Source organism: Micromonospora sp. NPDC023633 (assembly GCF_040640035.1).
Taxonomy (GTDB): domain Bacteria; phylum Actinomycetota; class Actinomycetes; order Mycobacteriales; family Micromonosporaceae; genus Micromonospora.
This window is the reverse complement of sequence record NZ_JBFABB010000037.1, coordinates 21,528-37,227: the sequence shown is the minus strand read 5'-3', so window position 1 is coordinate 37,227 and position 15,700 is coordinate 21,528. Positions and strand designations below refer to the sequence as shown.

The 15,700-nt window shown below is 68.9% G+C and carries 13 protein-coding genes and 2 CRISPR repeat arrays (1 of these 15 running past the window's edge); of the genes, 4 read left to right on the top strand and 9 right to left on the bottom strand.

Going from position 1 to position 15,700, the window contains the following annotated elements; translation table 11 throughout:
- Positions 1-602: a CRISPR direct-repeat array (repeat unit 28 nt; unit sequence GGAAGACCCCCGCGCGTGCGGGGACGAG); it reaches 701 nt to the left of the window's first position.
- Between the two features lie 18 nt (positions 603-620).
- The 9 genes from cas2e to AB0G13_RS14075 form a co-directional block, all read right to left on the bottom strand.
- Positions 621-908, bottom strand: coding sequence for a type I-E CRISPR-associated endoribonuclease Cas2e (gene cas2e, locus AB0G13_RS14115; RefSeq protein ID WP_357873600.1), 288 nt, complete (start codon positions 906-908; stop codon positions 621-623).
- A complete protein-coding gene (cas1e, locus tag AB0G13_RS14110; protein ID WP_357873597.1) occupies positions 896-1,888 on the bottom strand; it encodes a type I-E CRISPR-associated endonuclease Cas1e in 993 nt (330 codons plus the stop codon). Before cas1e ends, cas2e begins: the two co-directional genes overlap by 13 nt.
- A gap of 1 nt (position 1,889) precedes the next feature.
- A complete protein-coding gene (cas6e, locus tag AB0G13_RS14105) occupies positions 1,890-2,630 on the bottom strand; it encodes a type I-E CRISPR-associated protein Cas6/Cse3/CasE (protein WP_357873595.1) in 741 nt (246 codons plus the stop codon).
- Positions 2,631-2,635: 5 nt separating this feature from the next.
- A complete protein-coding gene (cas5e, locus tag AB0G13_RS14100) occupies positions 2,636-3,466 on the bottom strand; it encodes a type I-E CRISPR-associated protein Cas5/CasD (RefSeq protein WP_357873592.1) in 831 nt (276 codons plus the stop codon).
- A gap of 2 nt (positions 3,467-3,468) precedes the next feature.
- Complete coding sequence (gene cas7e, locus AB0G13_RS14095; protein WP_357873589.1) at positions 3,469-4,623, bottom strand: type I-E CRISPR-associated protein Cas7/Cse4/CasC; 1,155 nt, start codon at positions 4,621-4,623, stop codon at positions 3,469-3,471.
- 77 nt (positions 4,624-4,700) lie between these two features.
- Complete coding sequence (gene casB, locus AB0G13_RS14090; protein WP_357873586.1) at positions 4,701-5,270, bottom strand: type I-E CRISPR-associated protein Cse2/CasB; 570 nt, start codon at positions 5,268-5,270, stop codon at positions 4,701-4,703.
- Between the two features lie 32 nt (positions 5,271-5,302).
- Positions 5,303-6,919, bottom strand: a complete 1,617-nt coding sequence (gene casA / locus AB0G13_RS14085; protein WP_357873583.1) for a type I-E CRISPR-associated protein Cse1/CasA — start codon at positions 6,917-6,919, stop codon at positions 5,303-5,305.
- Positions 6,920-7,039: 120 nt separating this feature from the next.
- Entirely contained in the window at positions 7,040-9,823 is a 2,784-nt protein-coding gene (cas3, locus tag AB0G13_RS14080) for a CRISPR-associated helicase Cas3' (protein WP_357873581.1), read from the bottom strand.
- A gap of 249 nt (positions 9,824-10,072) precedes the next feature.
- A CRISPR array of direct repeats spans positions 10,073-11,443; the repeat unit is 28 nt; unit sequence CTCGTCCCCGCACGCGCGGGGGTGCTCC.
- Positions 11,444-11,609: 166 nt separating this feature from the next.
- The gene (locus AB0G13_RS14075) at positions 11,610-11,993 is read right to left on the bottom strand and encodes a hypothetical protein (protein WP_357873578.1); all 384 of its coding nucleotides are present in this window, start codon (positions 11,991-11,993) and stop codon (positions 11,610-11,612) included.
- A 342-nt stretch (positions 11,994-12,335) separates the two neighbouring features.
- On the opposite strand from AB0G13_RS14075, the gene AB0G13_RS14070 reads away from it, so the two are divergent.
- From AB0G13_RS14070 to AB0G13_RS14055, 4 genes are all read left to right on the top strand, one after another.
- Positions 12,336-13,211 (top strand): hypothetical protein, encoded by an 876-nt coding sequence (locus AB0G13_RS14070; RefSeq protein ID WP_357873575.1) that lies wholly within the window; start codon positions 12,336-12,338, stop codon positions 13,209-13,211.
- A gap of 135 nt (positions 13,212-13,346) precedes the next feature.
- Positions 13,347-13,757, top strand: a complete 411-nt coding sequence (locus AB0G13_RS14065) for a hypothetical protein (RefSeq protein WP_357873572.1) — start codon at positions 13,347-13,349, stop codon at positions 13,755-13,757.
- A 113-nt stretch (positions 13,758-13,870) separates the two neighbouring features.
- Complete coding sequence (locus tag AB0G13_RS14060) at positions 13,871-14,296, top strand: hypothetical protein (protein WP_357873570.1); 426 nt, start codon at positions 13,871-13,873, stop codon at positions 14,294-14,296.
- Between the two features lie 379 nt (positions 14,297-14,675).
- On the top strand, positions 14,676-15,350 hold the full coding sequence (locus AB0G13_RS14055) for a recombinase family protein (RefSeq protein WP_357873567.1): 675 nt from the start codon (positions 14,676-14,678) through the stop codon (positions 15,348-15,350).
- The last annotated feature ends 350 nt before the right edge of the window (positions 15,351-15,700 follow it).

The following is a 15,700-nucleotide window of genomic DNA, read 5'->3' as shown; positions in this document are numbered from 1 at the left end:
TGTGCGGGTAGCGGTCAGCGGTCACGGGGAAGACCCCCGCGCATGCGGGGACGAGTGGCGGCCTGCACCACGGCAGTAGCCAGCGACGGGAAGACCCCCGCGCATGCGGGGACGAGGAGCGGTACGTCATCTGGTACGACGTCTCCGAGGGAAGACCCCCGCGCGTGTGGGGACGAGCGCTCCGAGTAGTCGGTGGCGTCCTGGATCGCCGGAAGACCCCCGCGCGTGCGGGGACGAGGCGTAAGCGATGTCGTACTGACTCACGACCTGCGGAAGACCCCCGCGCGTGCGGGGACGAGCACACCCACATGCCCGTGTCGCCGAGCGCCCGCGGAAGACCCCCGCGCGTGCGGGGACGAGGGGTCGCGGCACGATCACCGACGCTGGCCGGAGGGAAGACCCCCGCGTGCGGGGACGAGTCGGTGACGCTGCGGACGACGCCGCGGCCGTGGGGAAGACCCCCGCGCGTGCGGGGACGAGACCTCCAAGGCCCGCGTCATGATGCGGTGCACCGGAAGACCCCCGCGCGTGCGGGGACGAGCCCGGGTCAGCCGACGCGTCCGGGCCGTCCGGCGGAAGACCCCCGCGCGTGCGGGGACGAGGCTTGCTGACCTGGGGCTTTATCGGCGGGGTCGGGCTGCCAGGATTAGTCCGTCGAGGTCGACGGGTAGCCAGCGGTCGCGGCCTGCGGTGCGTATTGCCCATCCTTGTTCGTTGCGGGCCGGCTCGACCATGATTGCTTGTCCGTCTCCTACCCGGGTGGAGAGTACGGTCCACAGGCGGTTGCGTATTCGGGTGCTGGGGTTGCCGACGAAGACGCCGGCGGCGACTTCGATCATCCAGCGGGTGAGGTGTCCGCGTAGTCCTTCCGGGGCGGCGATGAGGACGATGACGGTCAAAAGTCCCACCTGGGCTCGGGGATGTCTGGGCCGGTGACTCCGATGAATGAGTCGGTGTCCAGGGTGTCGGCGTATTCGTTGGCCCAGTTGATGCCGCCGGGCACAGTGCCGAGCGTGTCGTCCCAGAGTTCGTGGGCGTCTGAGTCGTGGTCGTCGTCTTTGCCGTCGAGCAGGAGTGCCTTGATGTCCTGGACGATGCGGGTCATCAGTTTGCCGTCGGCGATGCGGTCGCGTAAGGCGGTGCGTACGTCGCGTTCGGTGGTGAGTCCTTGCGCGGTGAGGTCGAAGGCGAGTGGGATGGTGTAGTCGGCTTTGTAGAGGTCGGCGATGTCGAGGACGAACGAGGTGGCGCCGCCGGTGTGGACGAAGCCGAGGCCGGGGCTGGCGCCGAGGCCGACGATGGCGGCGTGGCAGATGCCGTAGAGGCAACTGTGTCCGGCGGAGAGGAGTCGGTTGACGTCGTCGCCGGCTTCGAAGGGTTGGCCGGGTTTGTAGAGCCGGCCGTCCCAGGGCACGCCGGTGCGGGTGGAGTGGAGGCGGTAGATCTTCTTGACGCGTGCGCCTTCCCGACCACGAAGTTGCTGCATGTTGAGGGTGCTGACGTCCTCGTCGGGGAATCTCATGCCATACATGCGGCGCGCGACGGCGAGGCGTTGCTTGGTGCGGGTGACGAGGTATGCCTGGCGCAGGAGGAGTTGGGATCCTCGGCTGGGGCCGATGCCGCTGGCGTAGAGGCGGACGCCTTGCTCGCCGACCCAGCACAGGGCGGTGCCGGAGTCGGCGAGCAGGCGTACGGCGGCGGTGGTGATGCGCGTGCCGGGGCCGAGAAGCAGGGTGGCGACCATCGCGGCGGGGACGCGGATGGTCCGTTCCTTGTTGACCAGGACGACGGCGTTGTCGGCGCGGTCGACGTGGCAGCGTTCGGCATACAGGCTGGATATCCGGTCGCTGACTCGGTGCAGGTCCTGCGTGTCGGCGAGCCACCACATGTCAGCTCGCTGTTCGGGGGTGTGGTGGGGCGAGGGTGAGCAGGCCGAAGCCGTACGCCTTGGCGGAGCCGATTCCGTCGAGGAGTGCCTGTCGGGCGGTCTGGGGCTCGTCGATGCGGAGCACGCCGTCGAAGGTGGCGCTCTCCAGGGTCACGGGGGGTCTGTCTGAGTGGGCGCCATTGGTCTTGTGGAAGCGGAGCCGGTGCCGGTCGGTCACCTGCACTGCGGGTATCTCGGCGTCGGCGATGGTGTCGGTCAGGACGGTGCAGCCGGACTGGCGTAGTCGCGCGATGAGCCAGTCGAGCTGGTCGGGCAGCTTGCGGTGCGCGACGCGGACGCCTCGGGGGCGGGGGCCGGTGAGGTGCTGGGTCTGGGCATCGGATGGTGCGGTGGGTTTTTTGGTGGCGCTGGTGGGGTTGGCTTTCAGGCGGAAGGCGAAGATCCTGCCGCGTTGTACCTGGTCGAGGAGCGGTTCGTAGGGCTTGACCAGGGTTTGGGGTTCGTCGGCTGAGGGCCAGCCGGCCTGCTCGATGAGGTGTTCCCAGGATGGGCGGGATCCGGTGAGGACGAGGAGTGTGAGGCGGTGTTGGTCGGGTGGGTCCAGGCGCCACAGCACTCGTTCGGTGACGGGTTGGCGGCTGAGGCCGCCGAGGACGGCGGCGTGGAGCACCTGGGGGTTGCGCAGCATGCGTTGCGTTTGGGTGCGCAGCGGGTTGAGGTGCAGGCGTGACAGGTACGGCATGAGGGCTACCACCCGAGCAGTGCGAAAGGGTCATGGTCTGGCGGGGCGGTGTCGGGCCCGCCGGTGGGGATGCGCACCCACACCTGGCGTACGCGGCGGGTGTTGAAGCCCCGCTTGTGGGGGTCGAACGAGCGGGGCACGTCGGCGCGTGCGTCGTCGCCGGTGTCGTCGTCGACGGTAACGGGCAGGTCCACCACCGCGGGCCGGGTATGTGGGCGGCCGGCCGCGGTGTGGGTGTCGCTCGCCTGCCAGCGCACGGCAGTGAGGACATCGAGTGGACGGCCGTCCCACAGGGCGTCCTCGGCGGTGCGGATCGCGTTCGTTGCTGGCTCGGACTTCACGTTCGATCCGGCCGGAGTCAGCAGCAGGGGTAGTGCTGGTGGGCAGGATCGGCGTCCCAGCGCGAGCGGGAAGGCGGGTGCGCGTAGCGCGTCGACCAGGGCGAGGAGCAGGCTGGTGGGTCCGCTGACGGCGGCGACGAAGACCGCGTCCTGCAGGTAGTAGCGCTGGGTGACGTGGGTGAGCTTCGCCGGCGATGTCGGCTTCTGTGCGCCTTTGGCGTTGACGGCTGCCGACAGCAGCGGCCGGCCTCGATGGTCGCTGACGGTGTGGTAATCACGCAGCAGCGACCCAGGTTGGTCGGTACGCACGCCGAGGCTGAGCCCGAGCAGGTCGTCGATCTGGTCCTGCCGGCGGTAGCCGCGGGCGGCGGCGAGCAGGCCGAGGATGCCGCTCTTGGTGGGTTCGTTCTGGGTGTCGCGCCAGTTGAACTGCCCTCGGGTGCCCCACGACTGCAACGGGCCCGCCAGCCGGAGCACCAGACTGTGCGGATTCATTGTCACGCCGGCTCCTGGAGGCGGTCCCGGACGGTCTGCAGGACGCAGGCGATGGCCTCGTCCAGGTTGTGGGGGGTGCCGAAGGCGGCGGTGAGGGTGTCGGTGTCCTGGCCGCTGTCGGGTTCGTAGACCGAGGCGACCGTGAGGGGAGTGACGCCCCACGAGGAGGCGGCGCGGGTCAACTCCTTGGCCAGCCGTCGGGCTGATTCCTCGGCGATGCCGGTGCCGCGGCTGCGTACCGGCTTTTCGAACGCGGACACCAGGTTGACGGGCTGGTCGTCGCGTACGACGAAGCTGACCAGGCTGGGCAGGGTGCGGTGCGCGAAGGTGTTCTGGTGTCCGGTGGGCATCGAGCGGACGAACGCGGTGAGGAACGCGCGGGTGGCATCCAGGGCGGCGTTGGTGTCGCCGCCGAGGTTGTCGGTGAGCTGGTGCACGCCGAGGGTCGCGAAGCGGTAGAGCGTCGCGGAGGTGAACTCGACGGTGCCGATCATCGCGGCGCCGGCGTCTTCCTCGGCCGTCTTCTGGTCGTCCACGGCGGTGTAGTAGTCGAACTCAATCTCCACGGGGTGGGTGGAGATGGCGTGGGCGACCTGGGTGGCGGCGTCGACGTTGAGCGAGGCGATGTCGGCGACCATCCGCCCGAACAGGGCGACGTCGATCGGATGCCCGCTGGTCAGCTGCTCACGCACGGGCAGATCCGCTACTGCCTTGGTGAGGGCGTCGTCGGCCAGCGCGGCCAGTTCCTCAGCCCGCTCGGCGACCAGGTCGATGATCGCGTCGAGTTGGTTGATACCGAAGAACAGCAGGTAGGCGGTCTCGGTCTCCTTCTTCCCGGCCTTGATGTTCAGATCTTGTGCCAGCAGGGCGGTACCCAGCCGGGCGGCTGCCGCGTCGTCCAGGGTGGTGCGGGCGGCGATCCGCCGGGCCAGCAGGCTGCTGATGCGCTTCGTGCGGGTGCCGAGCTTCTCGGCGGGTAGGTGCAGCTCGTCGGTGAACGCGACGCGGGTCGCGCGTTTCCACGCCTGCGATGACACCCGGGCCCGCCGGACGCCGCCGTAGACGGCCTGCTTGGGGCTGCCCGCGTCGTCGCGGTTGAGGTTGGACGGCGGCACGCTGTGCAGGACGTGGATGTCGATGTAGGTGCGGTCGGTCACGGCGTCTCCTGATAGGTGAACGGGCCTGCGATGAAGGGGGGAGGAGGGTCAGGCTGCGGGAGCCGAGTTGGTCGTGGTCACCTGGCTGGGGTCGCGTCGTCTGCCCGCTCGTCGCGGCGGGTGAAGTACTGGCTGCCCCAGATCCGCCGGGTCGCCGCAGCCTTGTCCGGGTCCTGCCAGTCGACCAGGTCCTGGACGAGCCGGGTGTAGTCCACCGGCTGTGGCTTGGGCAGGGCGCGTAGCTGGGTCACCAGGCCCCGCAGGTGCAGGGTGAGCTCGGCGAAGGTCGTCGCGGTGGCGGCAGCACCGAACCGGCGGTCCACCGCCTCCTCACTGAACTTGCCGTCGGCTCGTAGCACTCCCATGGCAATGCCGAGCCCGACACCGGGACGGTGCATGAGGGTGCGCTGGGATTGCTGGTGGGAAGCGAACAGGCACAGCGCGGCGTGTTCGGCCCGCAGCCGGGGGGTGACCTCCCCACTTGGGCGCAGCGCCGTGTAGTAGGGCCACATGGCCGGGACCTCACCGGCGCCGCGTCCGATCCCGGCGCGCAGCGCGGCAAGGTCCCTGCCGTCCGGGACCGTCTTGGTGAACTTCTCCCAGAAGTAGGGGCGCCGGTTCTGGCGCGGGCTCTCCGGCATGGACATGGGGGTACTCCGATATTCGACGTGGATGGTGGTCAGAGGCCGAGCACGCTACGAACGGCCCGGCGGTAGGCGGCTTCGGCGGTGGCAGCCCGGTGGGTCCACTTGCCGTCCTTGCTCTTCCGGTTGCTGTCCTTGCTTTCCCGGCCGAGGAACGCCGACGGCGGTACCGCGCAGAGAACAGGCTCCGCGGTGCGCAGGGCGATCCGTTCCGCCGCCGTCTGCCACGCCTGCTCAGCCTGCTCCCACCGTTCAGGCTGCCGCTGCAGACCCGCGAGCAGCCGCTGCACGACCGGAGTCAGCTCGTGCATCAGGGCATCACCGATTCGCAGGCCCTTGTCCCAGGGCAGGCTCTCACCGCCACTGGCCAGCCGGATCTCGTCGGCCAACCGGTTCCCTGCCAGGCGCAACCCCTCGGCCTGCACCAGCACGTTCTCCAGGAACACGTGAACGTCCTCGGAGGGCTCCAGGGCAGCCAGGGGCAGCGGCACCAGGTCGGCTAGGACGTCCTCCACGACGGCGGATTGGTTGCCGTAGACGACACCTACCGTCATCACCTGGACGGGAGTGCCACTGGGTAGCCCGTCAGGCAGTGGACTGCCCGCCGGCGGGCGCAGGCTGTGCAACTGGTTGATCAGCCTGCTGCTGGTGAACTTCGGATCCGCCTTCGCGACCGTGGCGAGCATGGGCTCCAGACCACGCCACGCCTGCCGGCCGGCCACATGCCGCACCGGCGTCTGCGGCTGCTGCTTCGCCTTCGGCTTGTCCACCCGCCGCCACGCCGTGTGCGGCTCGATGTCCAACGGAACCGGCTGCAACCGATCACCGGCGGCCAACACCACCCGCCGCACCACAAGCCGATCACCGTCAAACTCAGGAACAAGCCGCACCCGCCGCGACTGCCACGTGAGCAGATCCAACAGACCCTTCGCCGACCGTGACTCCCAACCGGCCGTCGCCGGCGCCCGACGCCACTGCGGTGCGTCATCCGACGCCGGCTGCCCCCCGAACGGGGTGTTCAACAGCAGCGTCTCGGCAAGGTTCCGCCCGATCGGCACCATCACACCCAACGACCCCAGCGGACCCGTCGGATTCCCGGTCGTCTTCCCTCCGGCGACCTGCGGGTCGCCCACCGCCCCGGACTTGATCGCTGCCGTGTCCCAGCACTGCGTGGCCAGCAACGACCGAGCAGCCTGCGCCGCGGACAACGCCACCGGATCGGCCTCGGTCCTGGTCGAGAACAGCGGAACGTTATTGCCCGTCGCAGCTGCCGCGACCAACAACGCAACCGGCCTGGTCTCGTCCTTCGCCGTCCGCAAGTCCGCGACCTGCGCGAACGGCTGCGCCCCGAACAGATCAAACCGGTGACGGTGCTCATCGAGATACCGCTTGACCTCGGGCACCGGAACCTCTCCGGCGCCCCAGCGTGCCAACCACTGCCGCCGGTCAGCCGGCCGCCCGCACGCATCGAGATACACCGGCAGCAACACCTGCCGCAGCACCGCCACCATCTCCAACGGATTTGCCGTAGCCAGACCAGCGATCTCATGCGCCCGGGTCAACGCGTCACGCAACGACACCACGGCAGGGCGACCGCCGTCGGTCACCTCGATCCACGGCTCATCAACCAGGCTGAACGAAGGGGAGTTCATGTCACATCCAGGGGAAGTCGCGGGTTGGCCCGTCAGCGGTGGGTGTGCTTGGTGATCATGCGAGGGCGCCGTCGGCGGCCAAGCTTTTCGTCTCCGGTTACGCGCGGTTGGTGGCCAACGTCATCGCTGCCTCGTATGCAGGAGCCCAAGGTCCGCGTCGTAGGTGAGACGGTGCCCTCCAAGCGAGGTGGAGAAGCTGCCATCGAGCACTAGGGCGCGCGAGCGACGTAGCCAGGCATTCCCATCCCAGCCGGGAAGCGGTTTCAGATCTGCCTTCGCAGCCGCGGTGAGCGCCGGCGGCAGGCGCAGCGTCGACCCGACCACGGACCGGGCGATCTCGGGATCGCTGACCCCGTCGCCGTTCGGGCCGAGACTGCTGCCCTGCAACGTCAGATATCCGCTGTGCTCTGCGCGGACGAGAACGACCTCCACGGTTTCCGGGCCATCGCGCACTACAGCTGCGACCGCGTCATCGTCGGGCAGGTCACCCGTCGCCCGGCCGTGCAGGCCGACCAGGTTCGTTGCGCCGAGGTTCTCCTCATCGCACAGCAGGAACGACGCCGCAGCCCCCTGCCGTTGACGCTCGGTCGCGACCCACTGCAGGTGGGCCTGAGACGACGACTCCCTCCACTGCTCTGGGGTGATGTCCTCGTCGCCGTAGGCCCGACGCACCAGATCCGGAACGTCGGCCGGGATGCTCCACCCCCGCCCTGCCGCCGCCTCCTGCACCAGCACCGCGGTCCGCAGGAGCAGGTGCCGGCCGTAGACGAACTCACTGCCGGAGGGAAAGACCGGCACCCCATTCGCACCCGTGGTCATACCCGTGACGACGACCTGAGGCCGCCGAAGCCGGACGGGCCGGTCTGTGGCCGGCCGGTCATGCCGGTGGATCCGCCCGATCCGCTGCAGCAGCAGGTCGACCGGCGCCAGGTCGGTGACCAACAGGTCGGCGTCGACATCGAAGGACTGCTCGGCGATCTGCGTCGCGACCACCACAAGCCGAGCCGGGCGACCCACAGCACCGGGGGCGCCAGGAGCGGCCAGAAGGTTCAGAATTTTCGCGGTGCGGTCCGCGCGTTCACCGACGGTCAGCCGGCCATGCAGCAGGACGACTTCGTCGTCGCGCATGACCTTCTGCAGCGCTTGGTACGTCTGCTGCGCTCGCCCTATTGTGTTGCGGATGACGAGGGCACATCCCCCCTCGGACAGTTCCTCCGCTAGCAGGTCGACGACAGCGTCCGGACCATCCTTCGGTGATTCCTGCACCACCCGCACCGTGACCGCCGCCGACGACCGCCACGTCGGCGGCGTCTGGCACACCGGTGCTGGATCATCGACACTCACTGCGTGGATCACGGGATAGCCGGTGATCGCCGCCACCATCGAGGTGTCCACCTCACGAGTGCCGCGAGCGCCCTGCTCATAGGCCCGAGCCAACGCAGCCCGCTGCCCGGGCGCCAGCGTCGCCGACAGCAGGATCACTGGCACGCCCGCATCCGCCAACCATCGCAGAGCCTCCTCCAGGAACTGCGACATGTAGACGTCGTACGCGTGCACCTCATCAATGACGACCACACGGTTCGCCAAACCGGCATGACGGAGCATGACGTGTTTCGTACGCGTGGCCGCGTGCAGCAGATTGTCGACGGTGCCGACCGCAACCGGCATCAACATGCCCCGCTTCGGACCCAGAAACCACTCAGGCGGGGCCTGATCCGGCTTCACCCACCGACCCGAGCCGGTGGCGTACTCGTCAGCACAGCCGTACTCGTCGATGCCTACAAACCGGACCTGGCTCTGCAACTGCGCCCAGCGCGGATTGAACATCCGCTTGCCGTGCAACAACCCCACAGGCAAACCCGGCTCGACCGCCTCCGCCCACGCCAACACCCGCTCGAACATCGGATCACTCGTCGCCTGGGTAGGCAGCCCCACGAACACACCGTTATGCCCGAACCGCCGACCAAGCACCTCCGCGGCCGCCAACGCCGCCTCGGTCTTGCCCTCACCCATCGGCGCCTCAATCACCACCAGACCCGGCGCGCTCATTTGCTCCGCCAGCGTCACCGCAGCGGCCTGCACCGGCCGCGCCGGACCCCGACCAAACCTCGCCGCCACCAAGTCCGGCACCGGAACATAGGAATCACCCACCCAACCGCCCCGCAGGTCAAGCAGCGACCACGCATCCCTGGCGCGCTCGCGAGCAGCGGACATCGAGACATCCGCGATCTCGTCGAACCCGACGAAATGCTCCCCGCTCGCGATCCAATCGGCCATGATCACCGCACCCGACAGCGCCAGCTGGACCCCCCGACGTGGCACCCGAACCGAGCTCAGACGCCGAAGATCGACGTCGAGGGCCGAAGCGACAGCCTGTACCACCTGGTCCTGTGCCGTCTCCCACTGCCCACCGCGGCCCTGCGCGTTACGCAGCCTCCTCGCCACCGCGAAAATCTCGTCCGACGGGATGAGCCCGTGATGCCCAGCGATGACAGGCCACACCCAACCGACCGTCTCCGGGCTCCACCCACTGGCCAACAGGACCCGAGAAGCGATCACCGCCCCCGCACACGAGTGATGCCAGCGCCTCGCCTCCGCATTGAGCGCAGGCCACACCAAGCCGATCCTCCGGACCTTCTGGGAGAGGCCATCGTCCTTGCACTGAAAGGCGGGTACCGCCTTCCCGCAGTCGTGCAGCCCGCACAACAAGGCGAACACAACCCGCCCCTGCCCCTGACAGGAGTCGTCGAGGTTCCTCTTCACCGCCGGCGCCAGGTAGAAGTCCCAGATCAGCTCACCGACCGCAGCCGAGTCCAACAGATGCTGCAACAACAGGTTCGCCCTGCCGCCAGCATTGGACTTCCCCCACAGCACCGCGAGGGCACCAGTCGAATCCGGAACCATGGCGTGCACCCTAGAAGCCCTCACTGACAGCTACCCTCAATGAGGCGAGCACAGTCGGAACCCCGACTCACACTTGACTAAATGTCCCCCCGTGGTCGCTACCGTCCACAGCAGACCCGATCGCCCGTACGATGGCTTCGCCAAGTAAGGCAATGACTTCAGGCACAGGCATCAACCGTCGGGGAGTTATGCGGCGAGGGACTAATCGAAACAGGCCTCTGCGCCGGACATAAGCGCAGGTCAGCAAGTCTCGTCCCCGCACGCGCGGGGGTGCTCCCCGGTCGGTACGTCACGTCAGAATCTCCCCGGGCTCGTCCCCGCACGCGCGGGGGTGCTCCCCCCGGCACGGCTTTGTCGAGCCCCGCCGATACCTCGTCCCCGCACGCGCGGGGGTGCTCCGAGCCACCTGTGGCACCTGCACCTGTCCATCATCCTCGTCCCCGCACGCGCGGGGGTGCTCCTCCGTCCGGGTTGTTGTCGGCCAGGCCATTGAGCTCGTCCCCGCACGCGCGGGGGTGCTCCGCGGTCACACGTCAGCACCTCCGGCACGCCGGCCTCGTCCCCGCACGCGCGGGGGTGCTCCCGCACTGAAGGACATCGGCTCGACGCTGGTCCGCTCGTCCCCGCACGCGCGGGGGTGCTCCGTCGCCCTCCACCCGGCGGACCATGTCCCGCGCCTCGTCCCCGCACGCGCGGGGGTGCTCCCCATGCCTTCTGCTCGGCGCCCAGCAGCGTCTTCTCGTCCCCGCACGCGCGGGGGTGCTCCCCGACACAGTGGACCGATCCGCGTCCACTCGCGCTCGTCCCCGCATGCGCGGGGGTGCTCCCAACATGCTGGCCGGTCACAGGGTCGCCACCGCCTCGTCCCCGCACGCGCGGGGGTGCTCCGCCACTGAACCCGAGCCCGATCGGCAGCGTTCTCTCGTCCCCGCACGCGCGGGGGTGCTCCGATACGGCTCACGTCGGCACCCATCGCGGTCCACTCGTCCCCGCACGCGCGGGGGTGCTCCCGACGTGGACACCTCGGCCGGCCCCGACGCGGTCTCGTCCCCGCACGCGCGGGGGTGCTCCGCGAGACACCCCGCAGGGAGGACCCCCGATGAACTCGTCCCCGCACGCGCGGGGGTGCTCCGTCCCGTAACGACCTTGCCCAGCTGGTGTGGGCCTCGTCCCCGCACGCGCGGGGGTGCTCCCGGGCTTCGGTGCACGGCCATCACGGCGTAGACCTCGTCCCCGCACGCGCGGGGGTGCTCCCCGGTCGGCGACCTCTCCCTTGAGCGCCATGACTCGTCCCCGCACGCGCGGGGGTGCTCCGTGGTGCGGGGTCGTGAGCACGATGGACGACGCCTCGTCCCCGCACGCGCGGGGGTGCTCCGGTGGACCTGCGGCGCATCGATCAGGGCCGGGCCTCGTCCCCGCACGCGCGGGGGTGCTCCGCGTTCGGGGGCCCGGTCGACGGGGATGACGTGCTCGTCCCTGCACACGCGGGGGTGCTCCGAACGTCAGCTCCAGCGCGTAGTCGGGGTCCGCCTCGTCCCTGCACGCGCGGGGGTGCTCCCAGCTCGTCGACGTGCACCATGCGCGGCTCGCGCTCGTTCCCCGCACGCGCGGGGTCTTCCGGGCACGCAGATATTCATCGACCACCCCCACGCCCTTGTCCCCGCACGTCCGGGGACACCGGTACGCCATCCGGGTCCCGGGCGGCCAGCACCCCCTATGCAAGGGGCCGACACTCAACTTGCGGTAACACCACCCACCTGTCCATCAAACGATCGCTTTCCCAAATTCAGTCGGCGTCGAGTTCCTTCAGGCGCTTCTTCGCACGCTCCACCCAACCTGAAACCCATTTCCGGGCGTCGGCTTCAGCCGTGGCCGGGTCATCGCCTGTCACGTAGACCTCACTGTCTGCCTGGAGGGTGTCGTGGTAGATCCCGGAGGCGGTCAGGTATGCCGGGCTGGTGTCATGACCGGCGATGTCGTTCAGCCCCAGTGCGTAGACGCGTTCGGGTTTGCAGAACGTGTCCAGTCCACTCTCCGCGGATTCCAGCGTCTCGTACCATGCATCCGCGGTCTTATCGGCTTTACGGCTGAGTTCGGCGCGCGCCATGCCGGTACGGGCGACGTGCAGCGGCTGCGCAACGCTTACCCAGGTAAAAGCGGTCATGCTCATCTCCCCATGACAGGTATGTGGCTTTCTCCCTCGGCTGGAGGCCACTGCTGTGCGTCGGTGTCACCGGCGCCATGGCAGCGCAACGACGATACTGTCCGCGCCGATCGAGCCCCCATGCCCACCACGTCGGAATTATGCGCGGCCCTTCGGAGGGTGATCCGAGAGTCGCTCGCGGCTATCCGCGACGTTGTCCGACTCTCCACATACGCTTCGGTCGCATCCTGTGATGCTCCCTCCGCTCTGAGCTACGGCGGAAGGAACGCCGCGGCGACGCTCTCGCCGACGGCGCAGCGTACGGACCCGGGAGGTCCGGGTCATCCCCTCAGTCTCCGAGGAGTAGACGTGAGGCAATTCCTGCTCAGAGTCCTCGCCGGCGCGGCCCTCGTGTTGGGGCTCGTCGGCGTCGCCGCGGCCCCGGCCCAGGCCGACACCCCGGACGTGACCGTGTCGTCCCCCTGCTACGAGCCCGCCATCGGCCGGGACTGGGTGTACTGGACGGTCACCAATCACACGACCGCCGACATCGTCGCCGCCATCACCAACGACACGGCGTCGCCGTATCCCCCGGTGTTCACGGTCCCGGCAGGTGGCAGCGTAGTCCGGGAGACGATCGGGGGCTTCGATGTGCAGGTGACGGTCGGAGGTTCCGTTGTCGCCTCCGGCTCCGTCTCCCGTGATGCGCTCACGGCATGCGGCACCACGCAGGCCAGTTTCAGTCTGATCGTGGACTGCCGGCCGAGTCCGTACCAGGTCAGCCTGCGGATCAAGAACGCGACCGACGGGGCACGCCAGTACAAGCTGGTGAAGCAGCGCGGTGAGGAGCTGACCGGCACCGCCCTCCCGGGCAACACCTACATCACCGAGGACTGGGTGAAGCCGACCGACCGGTGGGTGCTGGAGATCGCAGGGTACAAGTACGTCCGCGTGGTCAACGAGCCGGCGCTGTGCAATGCTCCGTCGCCCTCGATCAGTCCTTCCCCGCCAGGCCCATCGCCCGTTCCCACCTCGGTGGCGCCCTCGCCCGCCCCGACGCGGACGGTGGCGCCACCTGTGGAAACGACCGGCCCCCCGCCGACCCTAGCCCCGGTTTCTAGCGTGTCCGCTTTGGACTCCGGGAATGGTGTGCTCGTCGTGGGGATGGCCGGCCTGGTGGTCGGCTCAGCGCTCGGCATCGCGGCCACGCTCCGGTTCCGCCGCAGGCCCCTCCCCAAGGAGTAGCGGCTGACCTAAGTGTTCGGGGGGGTGCCCTTCGGGGCCACCCCCCGAACAGTCTGCCCGCATGGCCCGCATGCGCGCCGAACCGGCGCGGAATCACGTGCGGCCCACCTCTTCTGGGGCCGCTACAGTGCCGGCATGTCAGAGACCTACGGGGCCTACGACGACCTCGATCGCACGATGGCCGCCGACGCCGACGACTTGCGCCGCGCCACCACCGTGTCCGAGCCGATCACGAGCGGGACTCTCATCGGGGCCGGCTACCACATGGCCGCGATCGCGTCGTCAATCGCGAAGGCCAGCGAGTTCGAGAGCTTGGTCGACAACCACAACAATCTCGAAGAGCCGCTCATCTTCACGAACGACACCCTGGTCTTCCTGGCTCAGTACATGAGCAACCTGGCCGACTCCGTGCGGCGCAACCCAACGCGGTTCAGTACCTACGACACCGACGCGCTGGTGCCGTGGCTGCGTGAGTGCGGCGCGAAACTCCGCACCGCAGCGGAAGCGACCAAGAAGCCGCCGAAGCGGCGCCGCGAAGCGGAGTAGCCCTCTCCCCCGGGGCGGCCTCGGTAGCCCTCGATGTAGCCGGCAACGTCGTTCTCGGCGGTCCCCCATACGCTGGCATCGGGTGAGACGACACATCGAAAAGGGGAGAAGGCGTGGACGGAGAGGTCTGGGGCGAGGCGGAGGTGCCCTTCCCCGACTGGAAGGGCACGGCCCAACTGGACGAGCGCTTGACGGTTCCGTGGGAAGGGCTGGCGCGGACGGTTGGCCTCGACAGTGAGCAGTGGCAGGTGGTGGGGTTCAGCATCGGCGGCGGTGAGCACGGGTACGACCTGCGGCTGGTGGCCGCGCCCCGTGATGTGTGGGAGAAGGTCAAGGCCGACGATCGCGCCGAGATCGAAGTGACCGAGTTCCTCGTGCACGATGTTGACCCGCTCGCGATCCTCCAGCAGATGACGCACGTGTTCGAGTTGAAGATGCGGCTCCGCGCCTTCGACGGGCGTACGGTGCGGGTCCGCGCCCTGTCCGATCTTCCGTCGGAGCTGTTCGTGGACGAGAACTTCGGGCCGCAGGAGGGCTGACGGCGGGCGAGCTGCTGGCCGCGTGGGGAGCGAGGCGGCGCGGGCGCCGGTCCCGAGACAGCGTGTGGCCGGCACCCACCCCCTGGGTGCCGGCCGTGCTGCGCGTCGTCGACGGTGCGGTGCGGCAGAGGTGGCACATGGCCGTCGACGCGCGACCCCCTTGTCTGGTGCATCGATCGGGCGTCGCCGGTGGTGACGGGTTCGCGGCGGCGAATGTGAATGGGGTGCGTTCCCGGCGTGGCGCTGTCCGAGAACCGATCGTTTTCCGGACAAGATCAAGATGTATCGTCAGGGCGGGAGAATCGTGTCCAAAAAACCCGTCCGAGAAGTCGGCGTGTCCAACAACGTGACGACGGGTTTGTTGGGCACTCTGGACGGCATGACCATCACCCCCACGCCCACCGAGGACGACCTGCTCGCTCCGACTCCGCTCGCAGGCGTGCTCGTCGGCTACGGCCGAGTCTCCACCCGCGAGCAGAACCTCGCCCGCCAGCAAACCGCACTAACTGCCGCCGGCTGCGCCAAGTGCTTCTTCGACAAGGCCTCCGGAAAGAACACCGACCGGCCCGAGCTGGCCAAGGTGTTCGAGTACATCCGACCCGGCGACGTGCTCACCGTCGTCTCGCTCGACCGGCTCGGCCGCTCGCTGGAAGACCTGATCGGCATCGTCGGCCGGCTCAAGCGCCACGGCGTCGGCTTCCAGTCCCTGCACGAGAAGCTCGACACCACCACCGCAGGCGGGATGTTCGTCTTCCACGTCTTCGCCGCGCTGGCCGAGTTCCTACGAACCATCATCGTGGCCAACACCAACGAGGGCCTGGCCGCCGCTCGCGCCCGCGGGCAACGCCTCGGCCGGCCGCCGGCCATGACCCCGGAGAAGGCCGCGTACGCCCTGCAGTTGCTCGCCGAGCCGAACCGCACGATGACCTCGATCGCCAAGCTCCTCGGCGTTTCGCGCAGCACCCTGTACAGCGCGCTGCCTGGCCTCATTCCGGCCCAACGCGACGACCAGTCCGCCCTGCAAGACGGGCTTACCCAACTCCCGCCGGACTGATGTACATGCGGGGCCAAGTGCTGGCTGCCGTTGCCCCTGTGGCTATGACGGACGAGATGGGCTCCACCGGGACGGCCATAACTGGCCCCACCCACGGGCCGATCTCGCCAAGAGCCAAGTAACGGTGCGTGAGGGCCAAGATTGCTGGTGCTGCTGCGCGGCAGTGCGCGGATCTGCCGAGAAGCGGATGCAAGCCCGAGTTGCGTCGATCACCTGCGCATCTGGAGCGTGGCCTTAGGTTCGCGTTTAACGTTGCTTTCGCCGGGTGCCATCGCGGGGACGTTGGGCCGGTTACCAGGGCAGCCGGCGACCACGACGCCGGCGGCGAAGCCCGCTGCGCCTGCGTCTAC